The 16337-nt window shown below is 61.8% G+C and carries 14 protein-coding genes; 4 read left to right on the top strand and 10 right to left on the bottom strand.

All coding sequences use genetic code 11. The features are described 5' to 3' along the window. Window positions 1-11: 11 nt before the first annotated feature. From deoA to ACO6TG_RS19870, 10 genes are all read right to left on the bottom strand, one after another. On the bottom strand, window positions 12-1328 hold the full coding sequence (gene deoA / locus ACO6TG_RS19915) for a thymidine phosphorylase (protein WP_422374795.1): 1317 nt from the start codon (window positions 1326-1328) through the stop codon (window positions 12-14). A gap of 25 nt (window positions 1329-1353) precedes the next feature. After that, entirely contained in the window at window positions 1354-2136 is a 783-nt protein-coding gene (deoC, locus tag ACO6TG_RS19910; RefSeq protein WP_422374794.1) for a deoxyribose-phosphate aldolase, read from the bottom strand. Continuing rightward, complete coding sequence (locus ACO6TG_RS19905; RefSeq protein ID WP_422374793.1) at window positions 2133-2942, bottom strand: purine-nucleoside phosphorylase; 810 nt, start codon at window positions 2940-2942, stop codon at window positions 2133-2135. The genes deoC and ACO6TG_RS19905 overlap by 4 nt, the downstream gene beginning before the upstream one ends. A 6-nt stretch (window positions 2943-2948) precedes the next feature. After that, window positions 2949-3347 carry a cytidine deaminase gene (gene cdd / locus ACO6TG_RS19900; RefSeq protein ID WP_422374792.1) on the bottom strand — a complete coding sequence of 133 codons (399 nt, stop codon included), beginning with the start codon at window positions 3345-3347 and terminating at the stop codon, window positions 2949-2951. Further along, the gene (locus tag ACO6TG_RS19895) at window positions 3344-4312 is read right to left on the bottom strand and encodes an ABC transporter permease (protein ID WP_422374791.1); all 969 of its coding nucleotides are present in this window, start codon (window positions 4310-4312) and stop codon (window positions 3344-3346) included. The genes cdd and ACO6TG_RS19895 overlap by 4 nt, the downstream gene beginning before the upstream one ends. Window positions 4313-4314: 2 nt before the next feature. After that, entirely contained in the window at window positions 4315-5421 is a 1107-nt protein-coding gene (locus ACO6TG_RS19890) for an ABC transporter permease (protein WP_422374790.1), read from the bottom strand. Next, window positions 5418-6974, bottom strand: coding sequence for an ABC transporter ATP-binding protein (locus tag ACO6TG_RS19885; RefSeq protein ID WP_422374789.1), 1557 nt, complete (start codon window positions 6972-6974; stop codon window positions 5418-5420). Before ACO6TG_RS19885 ends, ACO6TG_RS19890 begins: the two co-directional genes overlap by 4 nt. A 77-nt stretch (window positions 6975-7051) precedes the next feature. After that, complete coding sequence (locus ACO6TG_RS19880) at window positions 7052-8047, bottom strand: BMP family lipoprotein (protein WP_422374788.1); 996 nt, start codon at window positions 8045-8047, stop codon at window positions 7052-7054. Window positions 8048-8125: 78 nt separating this feature from the next. Next, window positions 8126-9124, bottom strand: a complete 999-nt coding sequence (locus ACO6TG_RS19875) for a BMP family lipoprotein (protein ID WP_422374787.1) — start codon at window positions 9122-9124, stop codon at window positions 8126-8128. A gap of 72 nt (window positions 9125-9196) precedes the next feature. After that, a complete protein-coding gene (locus ACO6TG_RS19870) occupies window positions 9197-10192 on the bottom strand; it encodes a sugar-binding transcriptional regulator (protein WP_422374786.1) in 996 nt (331 codons plus the stop codon). Window positions 10193-11104: 912 nt separating this feature from the next. On the opposite strand from ACO6TG_RS19870, the gene ACO6TG_RS19865 reads away from it, so the two are divergent. The 4 genes from ACO6TG_RS19865 (at window position 11105) to hrpB (ending at window position 15968) form a co-directional block, all read left to right on the top strand. Further along, window positions 11105-11845 carry a DUF1194 domain-containing protein gene (locus ACO6TG_RS19865; RefSeq protein ID WP_094073857.1) on the top strand — a complete coding sequence of 247 codons (741 nt, stop codon included), beginning with the start codon at window positions 11105-11107 and terminating at the stop codon, window positions 11843-11845. Between the two features lie 187 nt (window positions 11846-12032). Further along, window positions 12033-12464 carry a methylglyoxal synthase gene (locus tag ACO6TG_RS19860; protein ID WP_094073856.1) on the top strand — a complete coding sequence of 144 codons (432 nt, stop codon included), beginning with the start codon at window positions 12033-12035 and terminating at the stop codon, window positions 12462-12464. Next, entirely contained in the window at window positions 12461-13489 is a 1029-nt protein-coding gene (locus tag ACO6TG_RS19855) for an ROK family protein (RefSeq protein ID WP_422374785.1), read from the top strand. Before ACO6TG_RS19860 ends, ACO6TG_RS19855 begins: the two co-directional genes overlap by 4 nt. 7 nt (window positions 13490-13496) lie before the next feature. Continuing rightward, complete coding sequence (gene hrpB, locus ACO6TG_RS19850; RefSeq protein ID WP_422374784.1) at window positions 13497-15968, top strand: ATP-dependent helicase HrpB; 2472 nt, start codon at window positions 13497-13499, stop codon at window positions 15966-15968. The last annotated feature ends 369 nt before the right edge of the window (window positions 15969-16337 follow it).

Below are 16337 nucleotides of genomic sequence, written 5' to 3'. Positions count from 1 at the left end.
GATATCAGTTTTTACGGCGCGATCCGGTCGACCACGCTCGGCCGGTCCTGAACGTCGGCAGCTGTACCGACCGTATAGGCCTTGCGCAGCGCGATCGCGGCTTCTTCCGCCTCGGCCTCGGTTTTTGCGTGCACGATGGCAAGAGGTGCATCCGCATCGACCGTGTTGCCGACACCTGCCAGATCGGTGAGACCGACCGACGGATCGATCACATCCGCCGCAGCACGGCGACCGCCCCCAAGGGCCACCACCGCGACCCCGACAGCTCTTGCATCGACGCCCGTCACGACACCGTCCTGCTCGGCATAGACAGGTGCCTGCACAGGTGCTTTTGCAAGGTAGAGCTCGCATTTCTCCATGAAGTCGGCCGGGCCGCCAAGGGCATGGACCATCTGCGCGAACTTTTCTGCGGCCTTGCCGCTCTGGAAGGCTTCGCGCATCATGTCCATACCGGCGTCCGCGGTTGCCGCGATACCGCCGGAGGCAAGCAGTTCACCGCCTTGCGCGACGGTGACATCCCAGAGCCGGTTGTCGATGGCCGTGCCCTTCAGGAAGTCGACCGCATTCTGCATTTCAACAGCATTGCCGGCGGCCGACGCCAGCGGCTCGTTCATGTCGGTGAGAAGCGCCGTGGTTTTGAGGCCCGCGCCATTTGCGACAAGCACCAGACTCTCCGCAAGCGCCCGTGCCTCATCGAGCGACCCCATGAAGGCGCCGGTGCCCCATTTGACATCGAGCACCAGCCCCTGAAGGCCGGCAGCCAGTTTCTTGGACAGGATCGAAGCGGTGATGAGATCGATGCTTTCAACGGTCCCGGTCACATCCCGGATAGCATAAAAACGCTTGTCGGCAGGGGCCAGGTTGCCGGTCTGGCCGATGACCGCGCAGCCGATTTCCTTGACCACCTTCTTGAACAGAAGATTGTCCGGCTGGGTCTGGTAGCCCGGGATGCTGTCGAACTTGTCCAGCGTGCCGCCGGTATGGCCGAGGCCCCGCCCGGAAATCATTGGCACTGCCGCGCCGCAGGCTGCAAGCGCTGGCGCCAGCATCAGCGAGACGTTGTCGCCGACCCCACCGGTGGAGTGTTTGTCCAGGATCGGTGCGTCAATGCCGGACCAGTCCATGACATCGCCGCTGTCGCGCATGGCCAGCGTCAGGGCGACCCGTTCGTCAACGGTCAGGCCCTTGAAGAAGACCGCCATGGCAAGCGCGGAGACCTGGCCTTCCGTGACAGATCCGTCTGCGAGACCTTTCACGAAGAAAGCGATTTCCTCCGCGTCGAGTGTGCCCCCGTCGCGTTTTTTTCTGATGATTTCCTGCGGCAGCATTTCTTATGCCCTTCTTGAAGCTGTCTCAGTAGCCGTGATGGGAATGGTCGACGATTTCCTGACCCTCGATGGTGGAAATCAGGGAATCCAGCAGGCCGCTCGCGCCAAAACGGAACGTGTGCGCGGAGACCCAGTTGTGGCCCATGATCTTGTCGGCAAGCGCCAGATAGGCCGCCGCATCTTCCGCGGTCTTGATGCCGCCGGCCGGCTTGAACCCGATCACGCGCTCCGCATCGTCGCGGCGTGCTTCCTCGATGGCGGTCAGCATGATTTCGGCCGCCTCCAGGGTGGCGTTGATCGCGACCTTGCCGGTGGAGGTCTTGATGAAGTCCGCACCTGCCCCGATTGCCACGTTCGAGGCGGCATGGATCAGGAGCGGATCCTTGATCTCACCGGTCTCCAGAATGACTTTCAGGATCGCCGGAGCCGGAATCGCCGCCTTGACGCGGATGATCTGCTCCTCGGCAAACCCCTTGCGGCCATCGCAAAAGGCCTTGTAGGGCATGACCAAGTCGATCTCGTCGGCGCCGTCTTCAAGCGCCTTCCTGGTTTCGGTGATCACCGCGTCGGTGTCTTCACCGCCGGCCGGGAAATTGACTACGGTGGCGACCTTCACGCCTGTACCCGTCAACTCCTTGGCCGCCTGGGCGACAAAACGCGGCCAGACACACACCGCGGCCACGGACCCGTGATCGGTCACCGTGCGGCCTGTCAGCTTGGTAATATCCTCTGCCGTGCAATCATCGTTGAGATTGGTCAGATCCACGAGCCCGAGGGCGCGTATTGCAATTTCGATCATATCGCTCATTCGCCGATCTCCTTCACAAATGCCCGCACCAGCTCTTTCATGCGTTCCATGCCCTGAAGGGCAACTGCTTTTGTTTCGTCGTGACTGAGCGCATGGGTCTGCATGCCCGCGCCGTAATTGGTGATGATGGACATGGCCGCCACGCGCATCCCCAGGAACCGTGCCATGATCACTTCCGGCACGGTGGACATGCCGACGGCGTCCGCGCCCAGCAGCTTCGCCATGCGTATTTCGGCCGGCGTCTCGAAGGACGGGCCGGAGAACCACATGTAGACGCCCTCCGCGATCGCATCGCCTGTTTCCTCGGCGACCTTCTTCATGGCATCGCGCAGACCCGGATCATAGGCCGTGCTCATGTCGAGAAAACGCTTTTCGTCTTCCTCTCCGATCAGCGGGTTCTTGCCGGACCAGTTGATGTGATCGGAAATGAGCATCGGCGAACCGGGTGCGACCTCCTCGCGCAGGGACCCTGCCGCGTTGGTCGCCAGCAAGATCTCGCAGCCAAGCTCTTTCAGCGTTTCGACCGGCGTGCGCATGACGGATGGATCACCGCCTTCGTAGTAATGCGCGCGACCGGACAGGATCACCACAGGAACACCAGCCAGCGCTCCTGCGACCAGTTCACTGGAATGGGAGGTCACAGTGGAGACCGGAAACCCCGCCAGGCGCGAATAGGGAATGCGCACCGCGTCTTCGATTTCCTCGGCAAGCGCCCCGAGGCCGGAGCCCAGGATCATGCCAATCTTGTAGGAGCCCGTACGGGCAGCGCGGACGATGTCCGCGCATTCACGGCCGTAACCACTCATTGAGGGTCAGTCCTTCTTGTCTTCGAGTTCAAAGGCGGCGGGCAGCAGTTCATCCATGGTGAAACTGCGCCGGATGCCGTCCAAGTTCGCGACATGGACGACCAGGTCGTCCGTGCCGAATTCCTTCAGCCGCTGTCGGCACATGCCGCAGGGTGTGCAAAGCGCCGCATCCCCGATCACGACCACTTCCGCAATCTCGCGATGGCCGGCGGCGATCATGGCGCCAACGGCCCCGCCCTCGGCACAGACGCTCACCGGATAGGAAGCGTTTTCGACGTTGCAGCCTGTAAAGACCGTGCCATCGGGCGTGCGCAGGGCAGCCCCTACCAGGAAGTTCGAGTAAGGCGCATAGGCCTTTTCCCGAACCGCCTTGGCCGCTTCAAAGAGATCGTCCAGCGCGCTCATGAGCGTTCCTTCAAATATGGAATGCCGGCTGCCTTGGGCGGAATGGCCTTGCCGATGAAGCCCGCCAGCAGGATCACGGTGAGGACGTAAGGCAATGCCTGGAACACCTGCAGCGGCAGCTCACCGATGACCGGAAATTCCACGCCCTGCATCCTTGTTCCTGCTGCATCGAGGAAGCCGAACAGAAGACAGGCGAACATGGCGTTGACCGGCTTCCACTTGGCGAAGATCAGCGCCGCAAGGGCCATGAATCCCTGCCCGGCCGTCATGTTGACACCGAAGCCGGAGCCGGCGGCAACCGACAGATAGGAGCCTGCAAAGCCGCAAAGGATACCGCAGGCAATCACCGCCCGGTAGCGCAGCCACGTGACCGAAATGCCGGCTGTATCGACGGCCGCCGGGTTTTCCCCGACCGCACGCAAACGAAGGCCGAAGCGGCTGCGGAACAGCACCCACCAGGTCAGCGGCACCGCCAGAAACGCGGCGTAGACCAGAATATTGTGTCCCGACAGAAGTTCGCTGTAGATCGGACCGATCACCGGCACACCGCGGATTTCTTCGGCAAACGGCCAGACAATCTCGCGAAACCGTCCGCCATCGGGCAGTGACGGGGTCCGTCCGCCCTGGCGAAACCAGGTCTGGCCGAGCAGGGCCGTCAGGCCCGCCGCCAGGAAGTTGATGGCGACACCGGAGACGATCTGGTTGCCGCGATTGGAAATCGAGGCAAAGCCATGCAGCAGGCCGAGCGCAACCGCGACACCGATCCCGGACAGGAGACCAAGCCAGGCATTGGCCGTCAGATAGGCAACCGCACCCGCCCCGAAGGCCGCTCCGAGCATCTTGCCTTCCAGGCCGATGTCGACAATGCCGGACCGTTCGGAATAAAGCCCTGCCAGGCAGGCGAGCAGCAACGGCGTTGACACGCGCAAGGTGGAATCGAACGTGAGGATGATGAGTTCAAACATGATCACGCCTCCTTCGCGGCAAGGGCCCGGGAGGGCGTGAAGATCCGGACGATTGTTGGCCGGAACATGTGTTCCAGCGCCCCGGCAAACAGGATTACAAGACCCTGGATGACGATGATCATGTCACGGGTGATGTTCGGCATTTCAAACGAAAGTTCCGCGCCGCCCTGATAAAGCATGCCGAACAGGATCGCCGCCAGCACTATGCCGACCGGATGCGCGCGGCCCATCAGGGCCACAGCAATGCCGACGAAACCATATCCGGTCACGAAGTCGACCAGCAGCCGATGCTGCGATCCCATGATTTCGTTGATCGCCATCATGCCGGCCAGTCCGCCGGAAATCAGCATGGTGATGATGATGGTGCGCACCGGTGAGATCCCGGCATAGACCGCCGCCGTGGCATTGGCGCCGAAGGAGCGGATTTCGAAGCCGAGCCTCGTGCGGAAGATCAGGAGCCAGACAAGCACACAGGCTGCCAGCGCGATGAACAGCGACAGGTTCACCGGCGAATAGCCGAAACCGAGCGACGGGAACAGGTCGTTCAACATCGGCAACCTGCCGCCCTCTTCGAAGGTGCGGGTCTCAGTCTGCATCGATCCCTTTTCCTTCAGCACGTTGACGAGCAGATAGACCATCAGGGAATAGGAGATGTAGTTGAACATGATCGTCGTGATCACGACGTGACTGCCGCGCTTGGCCTGCAGCCAGGCCGGGATAAAGGCCCAGGCCGCGCCTGTCGCTGCCGAGCAGATGATGGCAAAGGGCAGCGTGACGTACCACGGCACATACTGGTCCAGCGCCAGACAGGCGATGGCAACACCAAGCCCGCCGAGATAGGCCTGGCCCTCGCCGCCGATGTTGAAAAGCCCGGCGTGGAAGGCGACGGCCACCGCCAGGCCTGTAAAGATGAAGTTGGTGGCATAGAACAGCGTGAAGCCGAAGCCCTCGGCATAGCCCATGGACCCCCAGAGCAGGACCTGAACCGCCTTGAGCGGATTTTCCCCGATCAGAATCACCACCAGGCCGGAGACGAGAAACGCCGCGGCAAGGTTCAGGAACGGGATGAGGCCGTAATCGACCCAACGTGGAAGCTGACCGGCACTCATTGGGCCCCTCCCTCAGCGGCAGTCTTGTTGCTGTCTTCGACACCGGCCATCAGGAGGCCCAGTTCGCCTTCTTCGGCATTGGCACCGCGTTCGCCGACGATGCGGCCGTCAAACATGACCAGGACCCGGTCGGAAAGCGCCCGGATCTCGTCGAGTTCGACCGAGACAAGCACAATGCCCTTGCCCTGGTCGCGCAGTTCGACGATGCGGCGATGGATGAATTCAATCGCACCGATATCGACGCCGCGGGTCGGCTGACCGATCAGGAGAACTTCCGGATCGCGCTCGATCTCGCGGGCCAGCACGATCTTCTGCTGGTTTCCGCCGGAGAAATTTGCGGTTTTCAGCATCGGGCTTGGCGGGCGAATATCGTATTTCTCGATCTCGGCAATCGCGTTTTTCTTGATGGCTGCCAGGTCCAAGAGCCAGCCCTTGGAATAGGCCGGGTCGCGGTGATAGCCGAGAATGGAGTTCTCGTATTCGGCGAAACTGTTGATCAGACCCATGCGGTGCCGGTCTTCCGGCACGTGGCCCATGTTCTTGTCGCGCATGTCGGCAGCGTCGAGCATGCTGGTGCCGAGATTGATGGTTTCACCATTGATCTTGAGCGTGCCGCGCGTTGCCCGGCGAATGCCGGACAGGGTTTCGAGCAGTTCCGACTGGCCATTGCCGGAGACACCGGCAATCCCGACGATCTCGCCGGCCCGGACCTCGAATGACACATCCTTGACCACCTGGACACCCCGGCTGTCGGTGACGGTCAGGTTCTCGACCTCCATCACCGGGGCCTTGGGTTCGGCCGGTTTCTTGTCGACCCGCAGGAGAACGCTGCGGCCGACCATCAATTCGGCGAGTTCTTCCATGGAGGTGTTCTTTGTTTCGCGCGTCGCCACCATCTCGCCGCGGCGCATGACGGAAACCGCGTCGGTCGCCTTCATGATCTCGCGCAGTTTGTGGGTGATCAGCAGAACCGTCTTGCCCTCGTTTTTCAGGACATCGAGGATCTTGAACAGGTGATCGGCCTCTGCCGGCGTCAGGACGCCGGTCGGCTCGTCCAGGATCAAGACCTCGGCGCTGCGATAGAGCGCCTTGAGGATTTCCACCCGCTGCTGCAATCCGACCGGCAGATCCTGAATCAGCGCATCCGGATCGACGCGCAGCTCATATTCTTCTTCCAGGCGCTTCAGTTCGGTGCGGGCGCGGGACAATCCGCCTGCCAGCATCTGGCTGTCCTCGGCGCCGAGGACCACGTTTTCCAGAACCGAGAAATTGTCGACCAGCATGAAATGCTGGTGCACCATGCCGACGCCAAGGCCGATCGCCGCCTTGGAATCGGGGATCGACACCTTGTTTCCATTCACCAGAATGTCGCCGTCATCAGCCTGATAGAAGCCGTAGAGGATCGACATCAGCGTGGACTTGCCCGCGCCGTTTTCGCCGATGATCCCATGGATGGACCCCTTTTTCACCACAAGGTCGATATCCTTGTTGGCGTGAACGGGTCCAAAGCGCTTGTTGATCTTGCGCAGTTCAATTGCCGGCGTGTCGCTCATGCGCTCCCCCAGGCCAGACTGATTGTCGTTGTCATTATTATTGCCCCTTCACCGATGTTGTCCCTGAAGACCGCCCCTTAGAAAGGGCACGCGCCTTCGGTGACGACATCATGAACCTTGATGGTTCCCGCGGAGATCCCTTGCACCGCAGCGTCTGCCGCCGCCTGCATCTCCGCCGTGATCAGTTCGCGGTTGTTGTCATCCAGAACCCAGTCCATGCCCCCCTCGGCAAGACCAAGCACCTGAATGCCGGGTTCGAACGTGCCATTGGCTGCGGACTGGAAACTGTCGAAGACCGCATTGTCGACGCGCTTGCGAATGGAGGTCAGCACCTTGCCAGGGTGCAGGCCGTTCTGGTTGCTGTCGGTCCCCATGCCGAGCACGCCTGCGTCGGCAGCGGCCTGCAGCACGCCGAGCCCGGTTCCGCCGGCTGCCTGGATGATGACATCGGCGCCGCGCTTGATCTGGCCGGTCGCCAGTTCTCCGCCGCGCACGGGATTGGCAAAGGCGGCCGGCGTGTCGCCGGTCATGTTGAACAGGACTTGCACATCCGGATCCGCCGCGAGCGCCCCCTGCTTGTAGCCGCACAGGAAGCGCTGAATAATCGGAATGTCCATGCCGCCGACAAAGCCGACCGTGCCGCTTTTGGATGCCATGGCCGCCAGGAGGCCGCCAATATAGGCGCCTTCGTGCTCCTTGAAGACATAAGAGCGCACATTCGGCTGATCGACCACCATGTCGACAATCGCAAAATCCGTCTCGGGAAAGTCGGGCGCCACCTGCGACAGGGCGTTGGCCTGGTTGAAGCCGATGGCGACAACTGGGGCATTGCCACGGCTGGCAAAGTTGCGCAGCGCCTGCAGGCTCTGGGAATCGCGTTCAAGTGCAAACTCGCGGACAGTGCTGCCGGTTTCCTCCTGAAACCGGGTCACGCCGCCAAAGGCGCTTTCATTGAACGAACCGTCGAACTTGCCACCGACCGAGTAGACGATGGCAGGCTCCGCCTGGGCCGCTGCAGCACCGAACGCTGCGGCAACCAGGGCAGCCGAAAACAGGATTTTGAAGCGGATCATGACAGGCCCCGCAAGGTGACTGGCGGAAAACTTCGGGAAAGTGACCTCCGCGCGAGGCGCGGAGGTCGGTATCGAGACTTAGCCCGGGCAGGATTCGTCGCTCATGTAGTCATGAACAACGATTTCGCCGGAGATGATCTTCTGGGTCGCTTCTTCGACCTTGGCTCTCATCTCGTCATTGACCAGCTCGGCATTGTTGTCGTCGAGGGCCCAGTCGACACCACCTTCCTTCAGGCCGAGAACCTCGAAGCCGGAAGACCAGGCGTCGTTTTCAGCGTCTTCGAATGCCTGGTAGACGGCAATGTCGACGCGCTTCAGCATGGAGCTGAGAACGGATCCCGGATGCAGGGCGTTCTGGTTGCTGTCCACGCCGATGCCGAGCTTGCCGGCGTCGGCAGCTGCCTGGAGCACACCGATGCCGGTGCCGCCGGCTGCGTGATAGACGACGTCCGCACCGCGGTCGAACTGGGACTTGGCCAGCTCACCACCCTTGACCGGGTCGTTCCAGGCTGCGCCGGTGGTACCGGTCATGTTTTCGAAGACTTCCGCGTCGCCATTGGTGGCCATGACGCCCTGCTTGTAGCCGCAGGCAAACTTGCGGATCAGCGGGATGTCCATGCCGCCGACAAAACCGACCTTGCCGGTTTCGGACGCCATCGCGGCAAGCATGCCGACGATGTAGGAGCCTTCATGCTCCTTGAACAGGATGGAGCGCACGTTCGGCAGATCGACAACCATGTCGACGATGGCGAACTGCGTGTCCGGAAATTCCTTGGCGACTTTCTCAACAGCGTTGGCCTGGGAGAAGCCGATGGCAACGATCGGGTTCATGCCGCGCTTTGCGAAGTTGCGCAGGGCCTGTTCACGCTGGCTGTCGTTCTGGATTTCGAAGTCGCGGTATTCGATGCCGTAGTCTTCTTTGAACTTTTCGGCGCCGGTATAGGCGGCTTCGTTGAACGACTTGTCGAAACGGCCGCCCAGATCATAAAGAACGGCGGGTTTGGTGTCCGCTGCGGCTACTGCGGCCGAGAAGGCCAAACCGGCAAGTGCCGTACCGATGGTTAGAAACTTTTTCACGTAGATGTCCTCCGACATAATGCGGGGGCTTGCCTTAGCGGCCTGCCCGTTTCCCCTCGTGACCCAGCCGCGTCATGCGGTCTGCGCCAACTGCAACCCGGCCCGTGCACTCAGAGCCCTCGCAAGGGTCTCATCCGTCACCAGGTCGGTAATGACACCGGTGCGCAGAGCAGCCAGGGTGGCTTCCACCTTGCTCTCTCCGCCCACCAGCGCAATCACGCGGCGCCCGCGCACTTCATCAAAGTGCAATCCGACGGCGCAATCGCCGAGCGGATCGGGTGCCAGATTTCCTTCCAGCGTCAGGAACCGGCCCATCAAATCACAGACCGCGCCGCCCGACAGCAATTCTTCCTGTTCTTTCTTCGAAATCATGCCGCGTTGAACGAGATGGCCTTCGTTTTCGACCGAGCCGATGCCGATCAGGAACGCATCGGACTGCCGCGCGCGGTCCATTAGATCCTGAACACTGCGCTGGGTCAGGAACATCGCCTTCTCGTCCTGGTTCTCGGCAAAATAGGGCACGGGCAGGTAGTAGCCGATGCCACCGGTCCGCTCCTGCATTTTCTGGACGATGTCATAGGGGTTGGCAGCGAGTGTTCTGGTCAGGGAGCCGCAGATCGACATGATTTCAAGATCGGTCCGCGCAAACTTCGGCAGCGCCTCGACCGCTGCTGTCAGTGTCCGCCCCATGCCAACGCCCAGCCGGGTAACGCTTGCCCCACTCAAAAGCCCGCCGAGAAACTGGGCTGCAGAAACTGCAACGGCCCGGAGCGCCGTATCGTCGTCGCCGCCACCGAGATCCGGCGCAATGATGCAATTGGTGAGACCGAAATGCTGAGTCAGTTCCTTTTCCAGTTCCAGGCATTCCATAGGACGGCCGTCGATCTGGAATTTTACAAAGCCGGATTTCTGGGCATGGGCGATCAGGCGGTGCACCTTGGCCGGCGACACACCCAGCTGGGACGCAATCTCTCCCTGCGTGCGGCCGCCCACAAAGGACAGCCATGCCGCACGGATGGCCATATAGGATGTCCAGTCGTCGTCGCGCGCCTGCATGCTGCGTGGCACCTTCCCCTCTTCCGAAGCACCGTATTTTCCGGCACGATCGGCAATACCTCAGCCCTCTTGCGGGGCCTCCAGATTTCGGCTCCTCCCGGGAGATCCGAAAAATTCTTCACCAAGTGAGAATTTCTTCAGATCATGACGAGCCTTGTCGTCGCCGTCAACTAAAAAAACTGCCGACTTTCTGGCCGGTTGCTGCATTTCTAGGCAGCAACATTGTGCACTCACCACTTCTACGCGGCGGCAAATTCTGCCTGAATTCCCTCCGGAATCGAGCCCAAGCGGCAAAAACTGCCTAGCCCATCGGCAAAAACGACCGGGCTGCTTGCATCCTGCATGCCCGCCAGGCACTGCACTGAGTGCGCATTTGATGCATTCCTTTTTGAAATGTTGATCCCGCCAGACGGCTCGCGTCCGATGCCCAGGCACTCCTCCTCAAGCCGCGCAGCCTTGTTTCAACAAATATTGAAATGCCTCCTGAGGCCGATTTCAGGCGCAAAAACACACCCTTACGCAGACGTAAGGATTCGTTAACCCGCCGCGCCAGACGAAACCTCTGGCATTTACCCAAGGGAAACACCATCTGTGGATATAATACGCACTCCGTGCACTTTCCTTTTGCCGTGCAAGAGGATCTGAGCTACTTTTGGCATGTAGCTTGCTAAGTAAATTCGCAAGCTGAAGCAAGGCATTCGCCAGTGCCTAGGTAGGAATCACGAGAAACGAAAAGATAAGGAATTCAACAACAAAATAAAACGGGGAGACGTGGCAACGCAGCCGAATGGCTCGCATAAGGAGAAACCCATGCGTCTCGACATAACAAAGAACTACTGTGCACCGACAGTTACAACGATACTGTCTCTCTTCTGTGCGGCTCTCCTTTTCGCCGCACCAGCTTCAAGCCGGGACTTCCGGCCGATGACATTCGCCTCGGCGCAATACAGCTACGATCCGGCCAACGAGGTCGATGTCGAGCTTGTCCTGGCGGTCGACATTTCCCAGTCCATGGATACCGAAGAGCAGGAAGTCCAGCGCGCCGGCTATGTGGCCGCTTTGACCTCCCGCGAATTCCTTGATGCCATCCAGGTCGGTCCGATCGGCCGGGTTGCCGTCACCTATATGGAATGGGGCGGTGTCGATGAACACTTCATCGTTGCCGACTGGACCGTGATCCAGGACGAGGCCTCCGCCGCTCACTTCGCTTCGAAAATCGCCGAAGCTCCGCTGCGCCAGGTCCAGCGAACCTCCATCGCCTCGGCCCTCCAGAAATCCGTGCAGCTGGTACAGAACAACCAGTTCATGGGTCTGCGCCGCGTGATCGACATTTCCGGCGACGGACCGAACAACCAGGGTGGTTCCGTCACCGAGATGCGGGACCGGATGGTTGCCGCCGGTGTGACCATCAACGGCCTTCCCTTGATGATGAAATCAAACAAGAACACCTGGCAGGCCATGCTCAATCTCGACCACTATTATGAGGATTGCGTGATCGGCGGCCCGGGCTCCTTCGCAATTCCGGTGCGCAGCCAGGAAGGCTTTGCCGATGCGATCCGCATGAAGCTGGTCATGGAAATCGCCGGACTGCACCTGCCTGAGCCGGACGCCTATTTCCAGCGTGCTTCCGGGCGCGAACCGATCCGCTGCAATCTGTTCGACTGACGCCACGTTTCCTTATGTGATGACTGAGCCGCGCCTTGAAAAAGAGCGCGGCTTTTTCTTTTCTGCACTGACCGGCCTGCCTTATGGACAGGTTCTGCATTCCGCTTTTGCATCTCCCTTTGCCTAAAGCGCTTTGAGCGGCTAAACACATGCGGCTCACAGTTGCCGCCGCCAAAGAGGATTGTTGATGACAGCCACGCCCACCCTTGCGCTTGTCGCTCATGACGCCAAGAAGGATGTCATGGTGGAGTTTGCCCTGCGACATCGGGAGAAGCTGGCCGATTTCAATCTTGTCGGCACCGGAACGACCGGCGGCCGGATTCTGGAAGCCTGTCCGGAGCTGAAACTGACCCGGCTGAAAAGCGGCCCGCTCGGCGGCGACCAGCAAATCGGCGCGATGATTGCGGAAGGCGAGCTTCAGGGTCTGATCTTCTTTGTCGATCCCCTGTCGCCCATGCCGCACGATGTCGACGTCAAGGCTTTGATGCGGCTTGCGCTTGTCTATGACATGCCGATGGCCCTCAATCCGTCGACCGCTGACATCCTGCTGCGTTCCGCGCGCCTGCAGGGACTCAGAACCACTTCAGAGACACCCGAAGTCGGTGCCGTTTCCTCATGAGTTTTTCGACCCGTTCCAAAGCCTTTGCCTATCCGGTCCTTGTTGCCGACATCGGCGGCACCAACGCCCGTTTCGCCCTTGTGGATGACGCAAGTGCCCCCACGCGCATGTGCGGCAAGACCGCGACCGCCGGTCATCCCGACATATCCTCTGCCATCCGCGAAGTGGTGATGAACGGGGCCGGCCCGACGCCTCGCACCGCGATCATCGCCGTGGCCGGCCCGGTCACCGGCGACCGGATCCCGCTGACCAATGCGGCCTGGGTCATCGAACCCCTTAAGATGATCGCAGATCTCGGTCTAGAAGAAGTCATCGTGCTCAACGATTTCGAGGCCCAGGCTCTCGCCCTGCCGGGGTATCGCGGTGAAGATGTCGAACAGGTCGGCTCCGGCGCTATCCGGAAGGAAAGCGCCAAATTCGTCTTGGGTCCGGGAACCGGCCTCGGCGCCGCGGCCATGATCTATGCGTCCAACACCTGGATTCCGGTACCGGGCGAAGGCGGGCACGTGGAGCTCGGGCCCGTCACGGCCGAGGACATGGACCTCTGGCCGCATATTGAACGGGTCGGGGAACGCCTGGGCGCCGAACAGATCCTGAGCGGCACCGGCCTGCCGCGCCTGGCGCGCGGCGTTGCGGCCCACCTGAAGGCCGATCGCAGTTTTGCCACCGCCGCCGACATTACCGCGGCCGCGGAAAACAACGATCCGGTCGCCGTCAAAACCCTTGAGGTGTTTGCCCGCGCGCTTGGCCGCGTTGCCGGCGACTTCGCGCTGACCGTGCTTGCCCGCGGCGGCGTCTACCTGACCGGCGGCGTCACGCCACGGATCACCCGTTTCCTGACAGATGGCGGCTTCCGGGAAGCGTTCGAAGCCAAGGCACCGCACGAGGCGCTGATGGCCAAGATCCCGACCTTCATCGTGCGCCATCCGGATCCCGCGCTTGAGGGCCTTGCGTCCTTTGCCCGCACGCCGGACGCCTTTGCCGTCGACATGCAGGGCCGGCAGTGGATGAACGGGGCCGCCTGACGACATTATGACCCTTGTCCCGACCTTCGGGGCACCGCTGCCGATTGACGGTGTCCTGCCGGAACTGCTGGAGGCGCTTGACGCCGGCAACAATGCCGTGCTTGTCGCCGAGCCCGGTGCGGGCAAGACCACGCGCGTTCCCCTGGCCCTCCTGAGGGCCGGCTGGCGCGGTGACGGCAAGATCCTGGTCCTGGAACCGCGCCGTCTGGCCGCACGCGCTGCTGCCCGGCGCATGGCCGGCGAACTTGGCGAAAAGCCGGGCGAAACGGTCGGCTACCGGGTCCGTATGGAAACCAGGGTCAGTGCCAGAACCCGGATCGAGGTGATCACCGAAGGGGTTTTCACCCGCCTCATCCTGGACGATCCGGAACTCACCGGCGTCGCCGCGATCCTGTTCGACGAATTCCACGAACGGTCTCTCGATGGTGACCTCGGACTTGCGCTCGCATTGGACGTGCAATCCGCGCTCCGTGACGACCTCCGCCTTCTCCCCATGTCCGCGACGCTGGATGCTGCCGGCATTTCAAAGCTCCTGGGCGATGCACCGGTCATTGAAAGCAAGGGCCGCAGCTTCCCGGTCGAAACACGCTATCTCGGCAAGTCACCAAACGAACGCATCGAACCCCAGGTCGTCCGGGCCATCCGTCAGGCCATCACCGAGGAAACCGGCTCGGTGCTTGTCTTCCTGCCGGGACAGGGTGAAATCCGGCGAACCGCCGACATGCTGGACGGCAAGCTCCCCGCCCATTGCCAGGTGGCACCGCTCTATGGCGGCCTCGACGCCAGGTCACAGGACGCGGCCATCCGGCCGGCCGCCGGCGGCCAACGCAAGATCGTGCTCGCGAGCGCGATTGCCCAGACCTCACTGACGATTGAAGGCGTGCGGGTCGTGATCGACAGTGGTCTCGCACGGGTACCGAAATACGAACCGCAGACAGGACTGACCCGTCTTGAAACCGTGCGGGCGTCGCGCGCCTCGGCCGACCAGCGCCGTGGCCGTGCCGGGCGAACGGAGCCCGGCGTCTGTTACCGGCTCTGGGACGATGCCCAGACTGCCGCCCTGCCCCGGGCCGAAGCACCGGAAATCCTGGAGGCGGACCTCACCAGTCTGGTCCTGGATCTGGCTGCCTGGGGCACGTTCGATCCGGCCGCCCTCACCTTTGCCGATCCACCGCCGCAAGCCGCCTGGCAAGAGGCCAGAACCCTGCTTCAGGACCTTCACGCCCTGGATGCCGGCGGGCGGCTGACCGGCGACGGCAAGACACTTGCAAATCTGCCGCTGCATCCGCGTCTGGCACATATGGTAATCGAGGGATCGGTCCGCGGTCTTGGCCGCACTGCTGCGCTGATCGCATTGATCCTGTCAGAACCCGGTCTTGGCGGACGCGATCCGGATCTGCGCGTGCGCCTGCAAAACCTGAAAAACGACAAGTGCCCGAAAGCGAAGGACGGCCGGCTGCTGGCCGAACGCTGGTTGAAACAGGCAGGCGGCAGCGACACAGACTTTGACACGGAAAGCGCCGGATTGCTACTGGCACTCGCCTATCCGGACCGGGTTGCCCAGCAACGCGGCCAGACAGGCCGGTTCCGGCTTGCCAATGGAAGAGGCGCCGAACTGGAGCCTGAGCATGGTCTTGCCCGCCAGCCGTTCCTGACCGTCGCCGACATCCAGGGCAAGGCGGCCAGAGGCCGCATCCAGCTCTGCGCACCGATTGCAGAAGACGAGATCGAGGATTTGTTTGCCGCCGACATTGTTGAAGAGGACGAGGTGCAGCTGACCGGTGACGGGGCGCTGAAAGCAAGACGGGTCAAGCGCTACAAGGCGGTCGAGCTGAAATCCGTGCAGATCCGGTCGGCGGACCCTGACGCCGTCGAGCGTGCCCTGATTGCCGAAATCCGGCGGCGCGGCGTGACGCGACTGGCCTGGAGCAAGGACCAGCAGCGACTGAAGAAACGCGTGACCTATGCGCGGGAGAACGGCGCGGAGGACATGCCGGATCTCTCCGACAGCGCGTTGACGGACAGTCTTGAGACGTGGCTGCAGCCGTTCCTGGCAGGCTGCACCAGCCTTGCCGCCATCGATGCTGCGCTTTTAGGAAACGCGCTGGCGGCGCTCCTGCCCTATGACACGGCCGCCCGGCTGGACGCGCTTGCCCCGTCCCATTTCACGGCACCGACGGGCAGCAAGGTTCCGATCGACTATGGTGCGGCGGCCGGGCCGACCCTGTCGATCAGGGTCCAGGAACTGTTCGGGTTGAAGGACCATCCAAACGTCTGCGACGGCAGATTACCGTTGATCCTGGAGCTGCTGTCGCCGGCACAGCGGCCCATCCAGATCACGAAGGACCTGCCCGGTTTCTGGGCCGGTTCCTGGGCCGACGTGAAGGCCGACATGAAGGGCCGCTACCCCAAACACCCCTGGCCGGACGATCCGACGGAAGCCGAGGCGACCAGGCGGGCGAAGCCGCGGGGGACGTGACCTGATTTGTGTTACCGGGCACTTGCGGTCAGTCCTTCGAGACGGCGCTGACGCGCCTGCTCAGGATGAGGCTGAAGTAAGCGGCAATGATCGTTGGAGACAGGGCTAAACCGCCACCTCTGCATGAGGATGTCGGATCTTGCACTGACTGAAACCTCACCACCATTTCCGCTTATTTTAGCCTCATCCTGAGGAGGGCCAAAGCCCCGTCTCGAAGGATCAGCAGCAAATCGCAGCCGGATCCGCCTGCCCTGCTGGACGTACGGACCGAGGCGTTTATGGACACTAAATGTGTTCAGGTTGGCGGCTGCGGCGCTCACCCTCACCCTTGATCCCTCCCCACAAGGAGAAGGGGTTAAGGGGTGGGGT

Origin of the sequence: Roseibium sp., from assembly GCF_965233565.1 — a bacterium.
Classification (GTDB): domain Bacteria; phylum Pseudomonadota; class Alphaproteobacteria; order Rhizobiales; family Stappiaceae; genus Roseibium.
Note: the sequence above shows the minus strand (reverse complement) of the source record. Positions and strands in the feature narration are given on the sequence as shown.

What these genes read in the sequence shown, in the direction of transcription:
- ACO6TG_RS19895 (WP_422374791.1), bottom strand. Translation starts at nt 4,312, where the DNA reads ATGTTTGAACTCATCATCCTCACGTTCGATTCCACCTTGCGCGTGTCA.
- ACO6TG_RS19880 (WP_422374788.1), bottom strand. Translation starts at nt 8,047, where the DNA reads ATGATCCGCTTCAAAATCCTGTTTTCGGCTGCCCTGGTTGCCGCAGCG.
- ACO6TG_RS19885 (WP_422374789.1), bottom strand. Translation starts at nt 6,974, where the DNA reads ATGAGCGACACGCCGGCAATTGAACTGCGCAAGATCAACAAGCGCTTT.
- ACO6TG_RS19905 (WP_422374793.1), bottom strand. Translation starts at nt 2,942, where the DNA reads ATGAGTGGTTACGGCCGTGAATGCGCGGACATCGTCCGCGCTGCCCGT.
- deoA (WP_422374795.1), bottom strand. Translation starts at nt 1,328, where the DNA reads ATGCTGCCGCAGGAAATCATCAGAAAAAAACGCGACGGGGGCACACTC.
- hrpB (WP_422374784.1), top strand. Translation starts at nt 13,497, where the DNA reads ATGACCCTTGTCCCGACCTTCGGGGCACCGCTGCCGATTGACGGTGTC.
- ACO6TG_RS19890 (WP_422374790.1), bottom strand. Translation starts at nt 5,421, where the DNA reads ATGAGTGCCGGTCAGCTTCCACGTTGGGTCGATTACGGCCTCATCCCG.
- ACO6TG_RS19855 (WP_422374785.1), top strand. Translation starts at nt 12,461, where the DNA reads ATGAGTTTTTCGACCCGTTCCAAAGCCTTTGCCTATCCGGTCCTTGTT.
- cdd (WP_422374792.1), bottom strand. Translation starts at nt 3,347, where the DNA reads ATGAGCGCGCTGGACGATCTCTTTGAAGCGGCCAAGGCGGTTCGGGAA.
- deoC (WP_422374794.1), bottom strand. Translation starts at nt 2,136, where the DNA reads ATGAGCGATATGATCGAAATTGCAATACGCGCCCTCGGGCTCGTGGAT.
- ACO6TG_RS19865 (WP_094073857.1), top strand. Translation starts at nt 11,105, where the DNA reads ATGACATTCGCCTCGGCGCAATACAGCTACGATCCGGCCAACGAGGTC.
- ACO6TG_RS19860 (WP_094073856.1), top strand. Translation starts at nt 12,033, where the DNA reads ATGACAGCCACGCCCACCCTTGCGCTTGTCGCTCATGACGCCAAGAAG.